Source organism: Blattabacterium cuenoti (genome assembly GCF_014251735.1).
Lineage (GTDB): Bacteria > Bacteroidota > Bacteroidia > Flavobacteriales > Blattabacteriaceae > Blattabacterium > Blattabacterium cuenoti_C.
In genome coordinates, this window is record NZ_CP059197.1 from 213,456 (window position 1) to 230,332 (window position 16,877).

Sequence of the window (16,877 nt, forward strand, 5' to 3'; positions counted from 1 at the left end):
TTCCGTTATTATTTTATATTGTTTTTTTTTACTTCTTACCTTACTTAACAGTTGAGAACTTTTACATTTACATTATGATGAAAGAAAAAACTTTTCGTGAAGTCATAGCAGAAGCGATGAGTGAAGAAATGAGAAGAGATGACGCTGTATATCTTATGGGAGAAGAAGTGGCTCAATATAATGGAGCTTATAAAGCTTCTAAAGGGATGCTCGATGAATTCGGCCCAAAAAGAGTTATTGATACACCTATATCAGAATTAGGATTTTCTGGAATAGGAGTAGGTTCTGCCATGAACGGTTGTAGACCTATTATTGAATTTATGACTTTTAATTTCTCTTTAGTCGCCATGGACCAAATTATTAATAATGCGGCAAAAATACGTTATATGAGTGGAGGTCAATGGAATATCCCTATTGTTTTTAGAGGTCCAACTGGATCTGCTGGACAATTAGGAGCTACACATTCTCAATCTTTTGAAAGTTGGTATGCGAGTTGTCCTGGATTAAAAGTAGTAATTCCATGTAATCCATATGATGCAAAAGGACTTTTAAAATCCGCTATAAGAGATAATAATCCCGTAATTTTTATGGAATCTGAACAAATGTATGGGGATAAAATGATGGTTCCAGAAGAAGAATATATTCTTCCTATTGGAAAAGCTGAAGTAAAAAAAGAAGGAACAGATATTAGTTTAGTTTCTTTTGGAAAGATTATGAAAATGGCCTTAAACATTGCCAATAAATTAGATAAAGAAAACATTAGTGTAGAAGTCATAGATATTCGGACTATTCGTCCATTAGATTATGAATCTATACTTTTTTCTGTGAAAAAAACTAATCGTTTAGTAATTTTAGAGGAATCATGGCCATTTTCTTCAATAGCATCGGAAGTCTCTTACATTATACAAAAAAAAGCATTTGACTACCTAGACGCTCCTATCAGCAGAATCACTCTACTTGATACTCCTGCACCTTATGCATCTAATTTAATTAAAGCTTGGTTCCCAAATGAAGAAAAAATAATAAAAGCTATAAAAGAAACCCTTTACATTTAATTAATATACAGCTTGAACTATCTTATAAATATTTTCTGGTTTATCCATGGTGTAATAATGGATCACCTCTACTCCAGAATCTTTTAGTTCTTTAGATTGTTGGATAGCCCATTCAATTCCAATATGAGAAACCATTTTTTTATCTTTTGCTTTTTCAATTTCCTTCACTAATTCATGAGGAATATTTAAATAAAAACGAGAAGGAAGACTATTTAACTGTTTTTTAGAAGTAATTGGTTTAATTCCAGGTATTATAGGCACAGAAATTCCCTCTGATCTACATTTTTTGACAAAAGAAAAGTATTTTTTATTGTCAAAAAACATTTGAGTCACAATATAATTAGCCCCTGCTTCCACTTTTTTCTTTAAAAAGAATAAATCACTTTCCATATTTGGTGCCTCGAAATGTTTTTCTGGATATCCAGCTATCCCAATACAAAAATCAAATAATGGAGAGTCTTTTTGTTCAAAAGTATTATCAAGGTACTTTCCATTATTCAAGTTTTGAACTTGTTCAACCAATTTGACAGCATATTGATGACCGTCTTTTTGCGCAAAAAAACTCTTTTCAGATTTTAGAGGATCTCCTCTAAGAACTAAAACATTATCTATTCCCAAAAAATTTAGATCTATCAAAGCATTTTCCGTCATTTGTCTATTGAACCCGCCACAAATAAGGTGTGGAACCGCATCTATTCCATATTTATTCATAATAGCCGCACAAATTCCTACAGTTCCTGGACGTCGTGAAATAGTTCTTCTTTGTAAAAGTCCGTTTTCTTTTTCTACATAAACAAATTCTTCACGATGATATGTGACATCAATAAAAGGAGGATAAAATTCCATTAGAGGATCTAATGTATAAAAAATATCTTTGATATCATGCCCTCTTAAAGGTGGTAATATTTCAAAAGAAAATAAACTCTTTTTAGCTTTAGCTATATGATCAGTTACTTTCATAACATAAAAAACTTTTTTATTTAATATTATTAAATCCTGTATAAGGAACTAAAACCTTAGGAATATTAATTTGATTGACTGTTTGATGATTTTCCAATAAAGCGGCCATAATCCTTGGTAAAGCAAGAGCGCTCCCATTAAGAGTATGACATAATTCCATTTTTCCTGTAATGGTTTTATATCTAAGATTTAATCTATTAGATTGAAAATTAGTACAATTAGAAATGGAACTTACTTCTAACCATTTTTTTTGTGCCATAGAATAAACTTCAAAATCATAAGTTATTGCAGAAGCAAATCCTAAATCTTTTCCCATTAAACGAATAATACGAAACGGCAATTCCAAAGATTTCAAAATGTTTTGAACATGGAAAATCATTTCCTCTAAATAATAAAAAGAAGTATCCGAAGTAGTAACTTGAACAATTTCTACTTTTTCAAATTGATGCAATCTATTTAATCCTCGTACTTTAGATCCATAAGATCCAGCTTCTCTTCTAAAACAAGATGTGTAAGTAGTTGCTTTTATAGGTAAGTCTCTATAATTTAATAGATGATTTCTATAACAATTCATAAGAGGGATTTCTCCAGTTGGAATAAGATAAAAATTGTCTTTTTCTATTAAATACATTTGACCTTCTTTATCCGGGATTTGTCCTGTAGAATAGGCTGATATTTCATTAATAAGATAAGGGAAACTATACTCTTTATAGGAAGCTCCTATATTTTTATCTAAGAAATATTGAATTAAACTTCTTTGCAGTTTAGCCCCTTTTCCAATATATACGGGAAATCCAGATCCACATATTTTTGTACCTATGGATAAATCAAATAACTGAAATTTTTTTGCTAACTCCCAATGAGGAAGGGCATTTTCAATTTTTATTGAATGATGAGCTTCTTCTTGAAAAATAAAATCGTCTTTTTCTAGATTTTTTTTTACTACTTCATCAGGAATATTAGGAATTTGATATAATTTTTTTTCTAAATCTTGAATAAGATTTTTTAATTGAATATGAAGATTTTTTTTTTTCTTTTTTAATGAAATTGATTCCTCTTTTAAAGATTTTATTTGAACTTCTTTTCCATTTTCATCACCTATAATATGACTTATTTTTTTGGAAATTTTATTTTCATTCTCTGAGATTTTATTGATCTCATATTGTATTTTTTTTTTGCTTTTATCTAAGTTTAATATTTCATCTATTAAGTGTTTTTTATCAAATTTTCTTTTTTCTAGTCCTGATAAAATTTTTTCCCTGTTTTTACGTATAAAAGAGACTTGAAGCATAGAGAAAATTAAAATCGTATTTATAAGTGTTTACAAGATACAAATAATATATTTTCTATCTTTGCATAATGCGTGAATCTTTTTTTCATAAAAAATTTGATCAATATTTTTTAAGAGATAAAAATATAGCTAAGAAAATTGTTAATAATCTTTCTTTTCAAAATTATAATACTGTAGTTGAAATAGGTCCAGGATTAGGAATATTAACTCGTTATTTATTAACTCCATGGCATAAAGTATTTTTAATAGAAATTGATAAAAAATTAATCCTTTTTTTAAGAAAAAATTTTTCAGTTTATAAAAATCAAATTATACACAAAGATTTTTTAAAATGGGATCCTGAAGAAATGAATCTAAAAAATTTCGCAATAATTGGGAACTTCCCTTATAGGATTTCTTCTCAAATATTATTTCAGATATTAAAATATAATCAATATATCCCAGAATGTATTGGAATGTTTCAAAAAGAAGTAGCAGAACGTATAACATCTCATGAAGGGAATAAAACCTATGGAATTTTATCTGTTCTCGTACAAACATTTTATGATGTGAAATACCTCTTTACAGTCAAAAAACATGTTTTTTTTCCTATTCCAAATGTAAAATCTGCCGTAATTTCCTTAAAGAGAAAAGAAAGAAAAATTATCTGTAATAAGGATCTTTTATTCCAATGTGTAAAAATTGCTTTTAATCAAAGAAGGAAAACATTGAAAAATGCTTTACAATATTTTATTAAAGAAATACCAAATTCTTATAATCTCCCATTCTTAAATAAAAGAGCAGAACAATTATCTGTAAAAGATTTTCTTCAATTAACAAAAGAAATAGAAAATAGAAAATGACTCAATTATTAAATGGAAATAAATTAGCAATCGATATAAGAAAAGAAATTTCCAAGGAAATAGAAAAAAACATACGAAATAAAAAAAAGCGACTTCCTCATCTTGGAATCATTTTGTTAGGAACTAATAGTTCGAGTTTAACCTATGTAAACAGTAAAATACAAGAATGCAAAAATATCGGAATAGAATCTTCATTAATCCATTTGCAAAATGATAGTTCAGAAAGGGAATTATTAAAAGAAATTCAAAAAATGAATAATAATCCGTTAATAGATGGTTTTATAGTTCAATTACCTCTTCAAAAACATATCAATTCAGATAAAATAATTATGTCTATTAATCCAAAAAAAGATGTAGATGGATTTCATCCAGAAAATTTTGGCAAAATGTCTTTGGATATGAAGGCTTTTGTTCCTGCAACTGCATTAGGCATATTAACTATTTTAGACAGATATAAAATAGAAATATCTGGAAAACATACTGTGGTTATTGGAAGAAGCCGTATAGTAGGAAGACCTATAAGTATTTTGATGAGTAGAAAAAACTATCTTGGAAATAGTACGGTTACTCTTACTCATAGTCATACTCCAAATATAGATTACTATACAAAACAAGCTGATATCATTATAACTGCGGTTGGTAGTCCTGGTTTTTTAACAGGACAAATGATTAAAAAAGGAGCTATAGTTATAGATGTCGGTATAACTATAGTAAAAAATGGTAAAAAATCATTTTTAAAAGGAGATGTTGATTTTAATAGTGTTTATGGAAAAGCTTCTTATCTAACCCCTGTTCCAGGTGGGGTTGGCCCTATGACCCGCATTATGCTTATCAAAAACACTTTAATGGCAGCATTAAATAGATTAAATAATGAAAATCAATAATGTTTCTTTTCCTATTAAAGAGACTTTTTATTCTATACAAGGAGAAGGTTTTTTTTCTGGAATAGCAGCTTATTTTATTCGTTTTGAAGGGTGTAATATACAATGTGATTGGTGTGATACAAAAAGTAGTTGGAAAATAGAAAAAAAGGATTTTTTAACAGTTCATCAAATTATTAATCATATCAATGAAAAGGTAAAAACTATTGTAATTACTGGTGGAGAACCTATGATGTGGAATTTAACTCCTTTAACCAGTATTCTTAAAAAGAAAGGATATCGCATTCATGTTGAAACTTCTGGTTCTTATCCAATTCACGAAAAAGATATAGATTGGATAACCATTTCTCCTAAAAAGAAAAAACGTCCTTTAAAGGAAAATTATGAAAAAATGAATGAGTTAAAAATAATTATTTGTAATGATAGCGATTTTTCTTTTGCAGAAGAACAAGCTTTTTATGCTAAAAAATCCAATTGTGTATTATGTTTGCAACCTGAATGGAAAAACAACATTAAAATACTTCCAAAAATAATTTCTTATATAAAAAATCATCCTAAATGGAAAATATCTCTTCAAATTCACAAAATATTAAATATTCCTTAATGGTTTTTACTTTTATGTCTCTTTTCTAAAAGATTAATTACATCATGGATGGTCACCCCTTTACTATATAAAAGAAGAAGATAATGAAATAATAAATCCGCAGATTCATTCAAAAAAAGACTTGGATTATCATCTTTAGATTCAATAATCATTTCAACAGCTTCTTCTCCTAATTTTTGAGATATTTTATTAATACCTTTTTTGAATAATTTAACAACATAAGAATTTTCATCTTTTTGATTGACTCTATTAGAAATTATATTCTCCAAATGAAATAAAAAATTCATTTTGTTCATTTCTTTCCAACAGGTATCCGTTCCTTTATGGCAAATAGGACCTGTAGGTTCTGCTTTAATTAATAAGGCATCTTGATCACAATCAATCAATATATTTTTAATTAAAAGATAATTTTTACTAACTTCACCTTTTGTCCACAGTCTTTTTTTAGATCTACTATAAAAAGTCACTTTTTTTTCTTCAATACTTTTTATATACGCTTCTTCATTCATATAACCAAGCATTAAAACTTTATTAGTTTTGTAATCTTGAATAATAACAGGAATCAAGTCGTTTTTAAAATTTATTCTTTTTATTGAAACATATTTCATTTTTTCATTTATTTTTTAGTTCTGACGGGAATATTATGATAGTTTAAATAACATTTTAATTCAGGTATTTCTATTTCTTTATAGTGAAAAATACTCGCAGCTAGAGCTGCATCGGCTTTTCCACTTTTAAATACTTGATAAAAATCTTCTAATTTTCCAGCACCACCTGAGGCTATAATAGGTATAGAAAGTTTCTCAGAAATTTTTTTAGTGATATCTAAAGCAAATCCGTTTTTTGTTCCGTCATGGTTCATCGATGTTAATAATATCTCTCCGGCTCCCCTATCAGCTCCTTCTTGAGCCCAATCTAAAGCTTTTATACTGGTATAAACTCTTCCTCCATTTAAATATACCCTCCATTCATTTTCTTCATATTTTGCATCAATTGCTAAAACGATACATTGACTTCCAAATCTTTTAGAAAGAATTTCTAAAATTTTTGGTTTTTTAAAAGCTGCAGTATTAATAGATATCTTATCTGCTCCGGCATTTAATAATAATTCCACATCTTTTTCTTCCTCTATTCCTCCTCCTACTGTAAAAGGAATATTAATATGACGAGAGATTTCTCTAACTAAACTGGATAAAGTCTTACGTTTTTCATTTGTCGCTGTGATATCCAAAAAAATTAATTCATCCGCACCTTGTTGCGTGTACCAACTGCCCAATTTTATGGGATCTCCAGCATCTTTTAGATGTTGAAATTTCACTCCTTTTACAGTTCTTCCATTCTTTATATCTAAACAAGGTATAATACGTTTAACTAACATAAATAATTTTATTTATATTCCTTCCAATTTCTAAGTTCTGACAACGATATCTTATTTTCGTATATGGCCTTTCCGATAATAACTCCATGACATCCTAAATCGTCTAATTTTTTTAGATCCTCTATATCCCTTACTCCTCCACTTGCAATAAATTCAATATCGGGAAATCTTTGAATGATCTCCTCATATAAGGAAAAAGAAGGACCAGAAAGGTTCCCATCTTTATATATATCCGTACAAAAAATTTTTCTTACCCCATGACTTTTTTTTTCTTTTAAGAAATCCCAAAAAGAAATTTCATATAATTTCGTCCATCCATTAACAGCTATTTTATTGTCTCTAACATCTACTCCGAGAAGTATTTTTTCTCCTCCATAAGTATGGATCCATTTTTTAAAAAGAAATGGATCTTTCACTGCAATACTCCCAACAGTTGCCATGCTACCTCCATTTTCAAATACAATACGTACATCCTCATCTGTATGAATTCCTCCTCCGAAATCAATAATTAAATGTGTGAATTTTGCTATTTTTTCCAAAACTTTCCAATGAATGACTTTTCCTTTTTTTGCACCATCTAAATCAACTAAATGTAATCTAGATATTCCATGATCTTCTAGTAAAAAAGCAACATCTAACGGATCATTATTATAAATTTTTTTTCTTTTATAGTCTCCCTGTATCAAACGAACACATTTTCCATCAATAAGATCTATAGCTGCGATAATCTGCATTATATGAGTAATTTATATTATTATTTATATTTTATAATCGAATAAAGTTTTCCAATATTTTATGTCCTACATAAGAAGATTTCTCTGGATGAAATTGTACAGCATAAAAGTTTTTTTTTTGTATTGCAGCACTATACGAGATGATATAATCTGTTTTAGCTACGGTATTTTTTCCCAAAGGGGCATAATAACTATGAACAAAATATTGATAACTTCCATCTGGAATATTTTCAAATAAAGGTCCTTTTAGCTTGTGAATTGTATTCCAACCAATTTGAGGAATTTTTTCATTTTTATTTTCTGAATGAAATTTTTTCACGAACAAATCAAAAACCCCTATGCAAGTAGTACTACTTTCTTCTGAATACTTGCATAGCAATTGCATTCCCAGACATATTCCTAGTACAGGTTGTTCTAATTTAGATATTATTATATCTAATTTTTTTTCTCTCAAGTATTTCATAGCAAAATTAGCTTCTCCTACTCCAGGCAGAATAATTTTCTCTGCATTTTGAATATATTTTGGTGAATCGGTAACAATAGCTTCTACTCCTATTCTTTCCAAAGAAAAAAGAACAGATTGAACATTTCCAGCAGGATATTTTACAATAATCGTTTTCATAATTTTTTCATTAAAACATTTTTACAACATGCCTTTAGAACTAGGTAATTTTTTATTATTGGTCATTTTTATGGCCATTTTAATAGCTCTAGCAAAAGCTTTAAAAATAGATTCTATCTTATGATGATCATTTCTCCCAATAGCGTGAACATAAAGATTACATTTTGCAGATGATGAAAAAGATTTAAAAAAATGAATAAACATTTCCGTAGGAACTTTCCCTATCTTGTCTCTAATAAATTTTGCATTCCAAGTTAATTGACTTCTACCTCCAAGATCTAATGCAACTGTAGCCAAACAGTCATCCATAGGAAGAGTAAAAAAACCATAACGTTCTATTCCTCGTTTATCTATAGATTGATAAAAAATTTCTCCTAAAGTAATTGCTGTATCTTCAATGGTATGATGTTCATCTACCTCAAGGTCTCCTATTGTATGAATATTTAGATCAATAAGACTGTGAAAAGCCATTTGTTCCAAAAGATGATCTAAAAAACCCAATCCTGTTTGTATTTCTGCTTTTCCTTTTCCATAAGGTTGAATAGTTATTTTTACATCTGTTTCTAATGTTTTTCGTTTATGTTGAAAAATTTTTTTAGTAGATACAGATTTTAAATATTCATAAATTCTTTCCCAATTATCGGTTTCTAACGCGATGACCTTTTCTAAGGATTTTTTTTCTATAGATAAGTTTTTTTCTTCTACAAGAAGATGAGGATTGATCCATATAGATTTACATCCTAAATTTTTAGCTAACAACACATCAGTTAATCTATCTCCAATAACAAACGAATTTTCAAGATTGTAATCCAAATGAAAATAAGAAGTTAGCATTCCTATTCCAGGTTTTCTTGTAGAAGAATTTTCTTCTGGAAAAGTTCTATCTATATGAATAGAAGAAAAATGAATTCCTTCCGTTTTTAATATTTTTAGAATATGATTATGTATAGGCCAAAAATTTTTTTCAGGAAATTTATCCGTTCCTAATCCATCTTGATTGGTAACCATTACAAAATCATAATTTAATTCATGAGCTATTTTGGTTAAAAAAAATATAACTCTTGGGTAAAAATTCAGCTTTTCAAGAGAATCAATTTGATAAGTAGGTGGGGATTCTTGGATGATAGTTCCATCTCTATCAATAAATAATATTCTTTTCATTATCCTTTTTTTATATCCTGATATGTTGAAACATTTAAATACAATTTTCAGAGTATTCTTTGATTTGATCTATTAAATATTCATTTTCTTCATGAGTTCCTATTGTGATTCTTAAACATTCATTACACAAAATGATTTTTGAACGATCTCTAACTACAATATTTTTTTCTATCAAATATCTATAAAGGTTTTTTGATGAAAAGGAAACTTTAACTAGTAAGAAATTGGAGGAACTAGGATAAACTTTTTGTATAATAGGAATTTTACTTAATGCCTCCTCCATATATTTCCTTTCTGAAAGGATACTTTTTAAGTAGTAAAAAAATAGATCTTTATTATCAAGTGCCTGAATAGCTATTTTTTGCGAAATATTACTGACATTATAGGGATGTTTAATTTTATTCATCCATTGAATAATATTCTCAGAAGTAATAGCTATTCCTATTCTTAATCCAGCCAATCCCCAAGATTTAGAAAGCGTTTGCAAAACGATTAAATTAGGATATTGATCTATTTCTAGAGAAAAAGATTCTTGATCTGAAAAATCAATATAAGCTTCATCCAAAACAACGATTCCTGTAAATTTATTTATAATATTTTGAATATCTTTTTTTTTCAAATCATTTCCAGTCGGATTATTCGGAGAACAAATAAAAATTATTTTGCTGTATTGATTAATAGTCTTTTCTATTTGTTTCAAATTTAATTGATATTCATTCTCAGTTAAAAAAACTTTGACTACATCTACTCCATGAATTTTTCCACTTACTTCATACATTCCATAAGTAGGAGGAAAAATAATAGAATGATCTATTTTTGGACGAGAAAAAATACGATAAATTAAATCAATAATTTCATCACTTCCATTTCCCAAAAATATTTTAGATGAAGGAATATTTTTCACCTCAGATATTCTTCTTTTTAATTCTTTCTGTAATGGATCTGGATATCTGTTATATGAATTATAAAAAGATAAAGGAGCTCCAAAAGAATTCTCATTTGCATCTAAAAAAATGGAATTCTTTCCTTGGCTGTATTCTTCTCTAGCAGATAAATAAGGATCCACATTCAGAATGTTGTCCCGAATTAAAGATTTTAAATCAAAATTATTACTATTCATGATACATTTTCATTCATTTTTTAATCGAATATCAATAGATTTTTTATGTGCTATTAAGCCTTCTGTAGAAGATAGAACACTAACACATTTTGATAAACCTCGTAATCCTTTTTTAGAAATCTTTTGAAAAGTTATTTTTTTGATAAAACTATCTACAGATACTCCACTATAAGACTTTGCATAACCATAAGTAGGAAGCACATGATTGGTTCCAGAAGCATAATCGCCCACACTGACTGGAGAATAATTACCCAAAAATACAGATCCAGCATTTTTTATTTTCCCACCCCAATAAGAAGCATTATGACAATTAATGATTAAATGTTCTGGAGCCACTTGATTGATCAAATCAATGCTTTCTTCCAAAGAAGAAAGAACAATCATTTTGCTTTTTTCCAATGATTTTTTCATAATATTTTGTCTAGTGGAAAAACTAGTTAATTGTTTTTTTAATTCTTTTTTTATTTTTTCCATACAGGATATACTTATGGTAATTAGAAGAATATAACTTTCTGGATCATGTTCTGATTGAGAAATTAAATCAGAAGCCACATACTCTGGATTTGCTGTTTGATCTGCTAAAATAACCACTTCTGAAGGTCCAGCCGGCATATCTATAGATACTATTCCTTTTTGTGCTACAATTTGTTTAGCTAATGTAACATAAGAGTTTCCTGGACCAAATATTTTATAAACAGAAGGAACACTTTCAGTTCCATATGCCATAGCTGCAATAGCTTGAGCTCCTCCTATTTTATATATCCGATTGATTCCTATATATTTAGCTGTATATAAAATGGATGAATCTATTTCTCCATTTCTATTTGGAGGAGTGCATAAAATAATATCTTCGCAACCAGCTAATTTACTAGGAACTCCTAACATTAATACAGTAGATAATAAAGGTGCAGAACCTCCAGGAATATACAAACCGACTTTTTCTATAGGAACAGATTTTCTCCAACAAATAACTCCTGGAAAAACTTCTATTTTTGATTCTTTCTGTATTTGTTGTTTATGAAAAGATTGGATATTTTCATATGCTACTTCAATAGATTTTTTCAAACAATCTGAAATGTTTTTACTGGATTTATTTATTTCTTCTTCCGTAATTTGAATATGTTTTAAATTCACATGATCATATTTTTTTGTATAGCTTTTTAGAGCTATATCTCCGTATAGTTTTACATTATTTATAATAGGTAAGACAAAATCACTCAATCTAGAAACATCTCGTATAGATCTTTTTATAATAAATTTCCATGTTTTGAATGGAGGATGTATGTACACTTGAATGTCCATAAATAGTATCTGTTAAAGTATAATTTTTTCTATTGGAAGTACTAATATATCTTGTGCCCCAAGCGCTTTTAAATTTTCTACAATTCCCCAAAAATCATTTTCATTGACTACAGAATGCACAGAACTACATTCTGAATTTGCTAATGGAAGAATAGCTGGACTTTTAATTCCTGGAAGATAAGATATTATTTTTTCTAATCGTTCATTAGGGACATTTAAAAGAATATATTTGTTGTTTTTAGCTTTTTTTACAGCTCGTATTCTAAATAGAAGTTTATCCATGATGATGTTTTGTGGTGATCCCAAATGAAGATGAGATGCGAGAACAGCTTCAGATTGAAGGATGGTTTCTACTTCTTTTAATCCATTCATGAAAAGTGTAGAACCGCTACTCACTAAATCACAAATACAATCTGCTAATCCTATTCCAGGAGCAATTTCTACTGCCCCAGATATTTCGTGAATTTCCGCTTTGATATATTTTTTTTCGAAAAATTCTCTAACTAAAAAAGGATAACTAGTTGCAATACGTTTTCCATTTAAATCATTTATATTTTTGTATATCAAAGATTTAGGAACTGCTATGGAAAGACGACATTTTCCAAATCCCAAAGTTTCTTTTATTTGTATTTTTTTTCTTTTCTCTAAAAGCACATTTTTTCCTACAATTCCTATATCCGCTACTCCATCTTCTAAATATTGAGGAATATCATCATCTCGTAGAAAAAGGATTTCCAGCGGGAAATTAAGAGCTGTTGTCTTTAATTTATCTATACCAATATTAATCTCAATGCTGCAATCTTTAAGCAACTTGATGGAGTCCTCATAAAGACGACCTGATTTTTGAATAGCTATTTTAAGTTTATCCATATAAAAAATAATAAAAGCTTACAAAAAGTAAGCTTTTTATTTTAGTAATCTTTATAGATTTAATGCATTACAGCAAATATAAAAAACTATTTTGAATATTCTTTAACATTTTTGAAACTCTATTGATTCATTATTGTGAAAATGATTTATATGATTACTTTTAATTAATAAAATCTTTTTTTTATATGAAAATTGTTAGTTATAATATTAATGGAATTAGATCTGGAATAAATAAAGGATTACTCGATTGGATTGAATCTTATAAACCAGATATTCTATGTTTACAAGAAATAAAGGCATCTAAAGAACAAATTAAAACAAACTTATTTGATCATCTTGGTTATTATCATTATTGGTCCCCTTCAACGAAAAGAAAAGGATATAGTGGGGTAGGCATTTTATGCAAAGAAAAACCTCATCACGTAGAATATGGAATAGGAATAGAATCTATTGATACAGAAGGTCGAGTTATACGTATTGATTTAAAAAAAATATCAGTGATAAGTCTTTATATTCCTTCTGGAAAACATCTAAAAAATAGATTAAATTTTAAATTATATTTTATGGATAATTTTTTTTCTCACATAAAAAAAATTCAAAAAAAATTAAAACATCTAGTCATTTGTGGAGATTATAATATTTGTCATCATGAAATAGATATCCATGATCCTATACGAAATAGAAAAATATCCGGTTTTTTACCAGAAGAAAGAAAATGGATGAGTAAATTTTTGAATTTAGGATTTATAGATAGTTTTAGAAATTATGTGAAAGAAGCTAATCATTATAGTTGGTGGAGTTATTATTCTAATGCCAAGAAGAATAATAAAGGTTGGAGAATTGATTATGCAATGGTTAGTAGGTCTTTAGAAAAGAAAATGAATAAAGCTTATCTATTACCTGAAATCGCATATTCAGATCATTGTCCAACTGCATTAGAAATAAATTAAAAAAAAATAGGAAATATGACCTGACTGGGATTCGAACCCAGGACCCTTACATTAAAAGTGTAATGCTCTACCAGCTGAGCTATCAGGTCTTCATAATTTATCAAATATACTATAATAAATTTTTATGAAAGTTACTCTAATCGGATATATGGGGAGTGGAAAAACTTCTATAGGAAAAATTTTATCTAGAGAATTAAAATTGGATTTCTATGACTTAGACGCTATTCTTGTAGAGGAGCAAAAGGATTCTATTTATAATATATTTAAAAAAATAGGAGAAAATCATTTCAGAGAAATAGAACATTTAATGGTTAAAAGATTTTTAAAAACACATCAAAAATATATTTTGTCTGTTGGTGGTGGAACCCCTTGTTATCATAATAATATGGATTTATTAAATAAATTTTCAAAAACTTTTTATCTGAAAACTCAGAGTTATATTTTATTTAAAAGATTATACAAAGAAAAAGAAACTAGACCTTTAATAGCTCATTTATCCAAGAAAGAATTATTTCAATTTATCATTCAACATTTATCTAAAAGAATCTTTTTTTACGAAAAATCTTATAAAAAGATAGAGGTTACTGGAAAATCTAAATGTCAAATAGTTCAAGAAATTCTAAAACATTTATATATATGAATAATTTATCATATGATCATTTTTTTTTAGATAAAATTATAAAATCTTTTTCATTAGGAGAAAAGAAAAAAATTTGTGTAGCTGTAAGTGGTGGATTGGATAGCATGGTTCTTCTGAATTTATTACTTCTTGTCCCTAATCTTACATTAGGAGTAGCTCATTGTAATTTTACTCTTAGAGATAAAGAATCTAATGAAGACGAAAATTTTGTGAAGAATTTTTGTGTGAAAAAACATATTTTATGTCACGTCAAAAGATTTAACACTTTTGATTTTTCGAAAAAAAAAAAGTTTTCTATACAAATGGCAGCCAGAAAACTTAGATATGATTGGTTTGAGGATTTATTAAAAAAACATTCTTATGAGAATATGGCATTGGGACATCATTTAAGTGATTCAGTAGAAACTTTTTTTATCAATATAATGAGAGGGACAGGACTCAAAGGGCTATTAGGTATTCCTATAGAGAATAGAAAATTTATTCGTCCTCTTTATAGTTTTACTAAAGAAGAAATTTTGCAATATGCTAAAATGAGAAAAATAAATTGGAGATTAGATAGTAGTAATCAAGAAAATAAATATTTAAGAAATAAAATACGTTTAATCACATCTACTTTTCCAGATTATTTCTACAAAGGATTTAAAAAAAGTATAAAATATCTCCATAAGGAAAATTTAGTTATAGAGAAAGAAGTAACAAAAATTCACAATAAGATTACTTTAGAGAAAAAAGAAAATCCATTTTTTTGGAAAATTAAATGCGAAAAAATTAAGGAATTACAACCATTATCTTTTTATTTATTTAAATTATTTTTTCCATATGGATTTTCTAATACAGAAAATTTAAAAAACCTCCTTTATGCACAATCTGGAAAACAACTATTCTCAAAAAAATATAGGCTGATCAAAAATAGAAATTTTTGGATTTTGGTAAAGAATAAAAATATTTCAAAAAAAATATATATTATATCGAATCTAAAAGATTATAGAAAAATTTCTTTGCCTATTCATATAAAATTTTTTTTGGATCCAAAAAAAGAAAATATAACAGAAGCATCCTTCATCGATTTTGATAAAATTGAATTTCCTTTACAATTAAGAACATGGAGAAAAGGTGATTTTTTTTTTCCTGTAAATATGAAAGGAAAAAAAAAATTAAGCAAATATTATAAAGATAAAAAATTTTCTATTTTTGAAAAGGAACATACCTGGTTATTAGTTAATGGAAATGATAAAATTATTTGGATTATAGGAAATCGTTTAGATGATAGATTTAAAGTAACAGAAAAAACAAAGAGAATATTGGGAGTAAAAATATAATTGATTTATTACACCTTATTCATGCAAATCCCATTAGTATTTTTTTTAATTTTGGAAAGAATTAGTTATTCTATTTATGAAAATACATAATTTCAATGCAGGTCCTTCTATTTTACCAAAACAAGTGATTATAAAATCAGCTCAATCTGTCGTTGATTATAATCAATGTGGATTATCTTTACTTGAAATATCTCATAGAAGTAAAGATTTTTTAGAAATAATGGAAAAAACTACTGATTTAGTAAAACGTGTGATGAATTTAAATGAGGACTATGCTATTTTATTTCTTCAAGGAGGAGCTACATTGCAATTTAGTATGGTCCCGTATAATTTAATGAAAAAAGAAGCAGCTTATTTAGACACAGGAATATGGGCTTATAATGCAATTAAAGAAGCAGAAAAATTTGGAAAAGTAAGAATCCCTTTTTCTGGAAGAAAAAAAGACTATACATATATATCAAAAACTTATCATGTTCCAGATGAAGTAGATTATTTTCATTGCACTTCGAACAATACCATTGTAGGTACACAAATAAAAAAATTTCCTCATACTACTATCCCAATAGTTTGTGATATGTCCTCCGATATTTTTAGTAGAAAATTAAATTTTTGTCAATTTAGTTTAATCTATGCTTCTGCTCAAAAAAATGTCAGTTCTGCAGGAATGACTATTGTTATAGTAAAAAAAGAAATTTTAGGAAAAATTAAAAGAAACATTCCTTCTTATCTTGATTATAATATTCATATAAAAAATAACAGGATTTTAAATACGCCAAATGTATTTTCTATTTATACCTCTATGCTAACTCTAGAGTGGATAGAAAATAAAGGAGGTCTTTCAATTTTAGAAAAAGAGAATCAAAAAAAAGCCAAATTATTATATGATGAAATAGATAACAATAATTTATTTGAAAATAAGATTCATAAAGAAGATCGTTCGAATATGAATGTTTCCTTCTTTTTAAAGAAAAAAAATCTAGAAAAAGAATTTAATTCCATGTGGAAAAAAGAAAATATTGTCGGATTAGATGGTCATAGATCTTTAGGAGGATATCGTGCGAGTATATATAACGCACTTCCATTAGAAAGTGTCCAATTTTTAATTGAAATAATGAAAGAATTTGAAAAAAAATTTTCGTAAAAATCAA

The 16,877-nt window shown here is 27.5% G+C and carries 18 protein-coding genes and 1 tRNA gene; 8 read left to right on the forward strand and 11 right to left on the reverse strand.

Going from position 1 to position 16,877, the window contains the following annotated elements; genetic code table 11:
* Positions 1–77: 77 nt before the first annotated feature.
* Positions 78–1,055, forward strand: a complete 978-nt coding sequence (locus H0H60_RS00985) for a pyruvate dehydrogenase complex E1 component subunit beta (protein ID WP_185862857.1) — start codon at positions 78–80, stop codon at positions 1,053–1,055.
* Here the strand turns inward: H0H60_RS00985 and metF are convergent, their stop codons facing one another.
* A complete protein-coding gene (metF, locus tag H0H60_RS00990) occupies positions 1,056–2,015 on the reverse strand; it encodes a methylenetetrahydrofolate reductase [NAD(P)H] (RefSeq protein ID WP_185862858.1) in 960 nt (319 codons plus the stop codon).
* Positions 2,016–2,031: 16 nt separating this feature from the next.
* Positions 2,032–3,306 (reverse strand): serine--tRNA ligase, encoded by a 1,275-nt coding sequence (serS, locus tag H0H60_RS00995; protein WP_185862859.1) that lies wholly within the window; start codon positions 3,304–3,306, stop codon positions 2,032–2,034.
* A 68-nt stretch (positions 3,307–3,374) separates the two neighbouring features.
* Between serS and rsmA the strand changes: the two genes are divergently transcribed.
* From rsmA to H0H60_RS01010, 3 genes are read left to right on the forward strand one after another with little or no spacing between them, the layout of a single operon-like run.
* Complete coding sequence (rsmA, locus tag H0H60_RS01000; protein WP_185862860.1) at positions 3,375–4,148, forward strand: 16S rRNA (adenine(1518)-N(6)/adenine(1519)-N(6))-dimethyltransferase RsmA; 774 nt, start codon at positions 3,375–3,377, stop codon at positions 4,146–4,148.
* Entirely contained in the window at positions 4,145–5,032 is an 888-nt protein-coding gene (locus tag H0H60_RS01005; RefSeq protein ID WP_185862861.1) for a bifunctional 5,10-methylenetetrahydrofolate dehydrogenase/5,10-methenyltetrahydrofolate cyclohydrolase, read from the forward strand. The genes rsmA and H0H60_RS01005 overlap by 4 nt, the downstream gene beginning before the upstream one ends.
* Entirely contained in the window at positions 5,019–5,633 is a 615-nt protein-coding gene (locus H0H60_RS01010) for a 7-carboxy-7-deazaguanine synthase QueE (RefSeq protein WP_185862862.1), read from the forward strand. Before H0H60_RS01005 ends, H0H60_RS01010 begins: the two co-directional genes overlap by 14 nt.
* Here H0H60_RS01010 and hisIE read toward each other — a convergent pair.
* Genes hisIE through hisG form a run of 8 tightly spaced genes read right to left on the reverse strand, consistent with a single transcriptional unit; the run spans position 5,630 to position 12,820 of the window.
* Positions 5,630–6,241 carry a bifunctional phosphoribosyl-AMP cyclohydrolase/phosphoribosyl-ATP diphosphatase HisIE gene (gene hisIE, locus H0H60_RS01015; RefSeq protein WP_185849977.1) on the reverse strand — a complete coding sequence of 204 codons (612 nt, stop codon included), beginning with the start codon at positions 6,239–6,241 and terminating at the stop codon, positions 5,630–5,632. The two genes, H0H60_RS01010 and hisIE, sit on opposite strands and share 4 nt — an antisense overlap.
* A gap of 8 nt (positions 6,242–6,249) precedes the next feature.
* Entirely contained in the window at positions 6,250–7,011 is a 762-nt protein-coding gene (gene hisF, locus H0H60_RS01020; protein WP_185862863.1) for an imidazole glycerol phosphate synthase subunit HisF, read from the reverse strand.
* Between the two features lie 8 nt (positions 7,012–7,019).
* Positions 7,020–7,745, reverse strand: a complete 726-nt coding sequence (hisA, locus tag H0H60_RS01025) for a 1-(5-phosphoribosyl)-5-[(5-phosphoribosylamino)methylideneamino]imidazole-4-carboxamide isomerase (RefSeq protein WP_185862864.1) — start codon at positions 7,743–7,745, stop codon at positions 7,020–7,022.
* A 31-nt stretch (positions 7,746–7,776) separates the two neighbouring features.
* Complete coding sequence (gene hisH / locus H0H60_RS01030; RefSeq protein ID WP_185862865.1) at positions 7,777–8,367, reverse strand: imidazole glycerol phosphate synthase subunit HisH; 591 nt, start codon at positions 8,365–8,367, stop codon at positions 7,777–7,779.
* A 21-nt stretch (positions 8,368–8,388) separates the two neighbouring features.
* Positions 8,389–9,528 (reverse strand): bifunctional histidinol-phosphatase/imidazoleglycerol-phosphate dehydratase HisB, encoded by a 1,140-nt coding sequence (gene hisB, locus H0H60_RS01035; RefSeq protein ID WP_185862866.1) that lies wholly within the window; start codon positions 9,526–9,528, stop codon positions 8,389–8,391.
* 34 nt (positions 9,529–9,562) lie between these two features.
* Entirely contained in the window at positions 9,563–10,648 is a 1,086-nt protein-coding gene (gene hisC, locus H0H60_RS01040) for a histidinol-phosphate transaminase (RefSeq protein WP_185862867.1), read from the reverse strand.
* Positions 10,649–10,657: 9 nt separating this feature from the next.
* A complete protein-coding gene (gene hisD, locus H0H60_RS01045) occupies positions 10,658–11,950 on the reverse strand; it encodes a histidinol dehydrogenase (RefSeq protein ID WP_185862868.1) in 1,293 nt (430 codons plus the stop codon).
* Positions 11,951–11,962: 12 nt separating this feature from the next.
* Positions 11,963–12,820: an ATP phosphoribosyltransferase gene (hisG, locus tag H0H60_RS01050; protein ID WP_185862869.1), complete on the reverse strand. Its 858-nt coding sequence runs from the start codon at positions 12,818–12,820 to the stop codon at positions 11,963–11,965.
* A gap of 185 nt (positions 12,821–13,005) precedes the next feature.
* Between hisG and H0H60_RS01055 the strand changes: the two genes are divergently transcribed.
* Positions 13,006–13,770, forward strand: a complete 765-nt coding sequence (locus H0H60_RS01055; protein ID WP_185862870.1) for an exodeoxyribonuclease III — start codon at positions 13,006–13,008, stop codon at positions 13,768–13,770.
* 16 nt (positions 13,771–13,786) lie between these two features.
* Here H0H60_RS01055 and H0H60_RS01060 read toward each other — a convergent pair.
* Positions 13,787–13,859 (reverse strand) — tRNA-Lys (locus H0H60_RS01060).
* 35 nt (positions 13,860–13,894) lie between these two features.
* On the opposite strand from H0H60_RS01060, the gene H0H60_RS01065 reads away from it, so the two are divergent.
* From H0H60_RS01065 to serC, 3 genes are all read left to right on the forward strand, one after another.
* Entirely contained in the window at positions 13,895–14,410 is a 516-nt protein-coding gene (locus H0H60_RS01065) for a shikimate kinase (protein ID WP_185862871.1), read from the forward strand.
* A complete protein-coding gene (gene tilS / locus H0H60_RS01070; protein ID WP_185862872.1) occupies positions 14,407–15,729 on the forward strand; it encodes a tRNA lysidine(34) synthetase TilS in 1,323 nt (440 codons plus the stop codon). The genes H0H60_RS01065 and tilS overlap by 4 nt, the downstream gene beginning before the upstream one ends.
* 76 nt (positions 15,730–15,805) lie before the next feature.
* Positions 15,806–16,870 carry a 3-phosphoserine/phosphohydroxythreonine transaminase gene (gene serC / locus H0H60_RS01075; RefSeq protein ID WP_185862873.1) on the forward strand — a complete coding sequence of 355 codons (1,065 nt, stop codon included), beginning with the start codon at positions 15,806–15,808 and terminating at the stop codon, positions 16,868–16,870.
* Positions 16,871–16,877 lie beyond the last annotated feature (7 nt).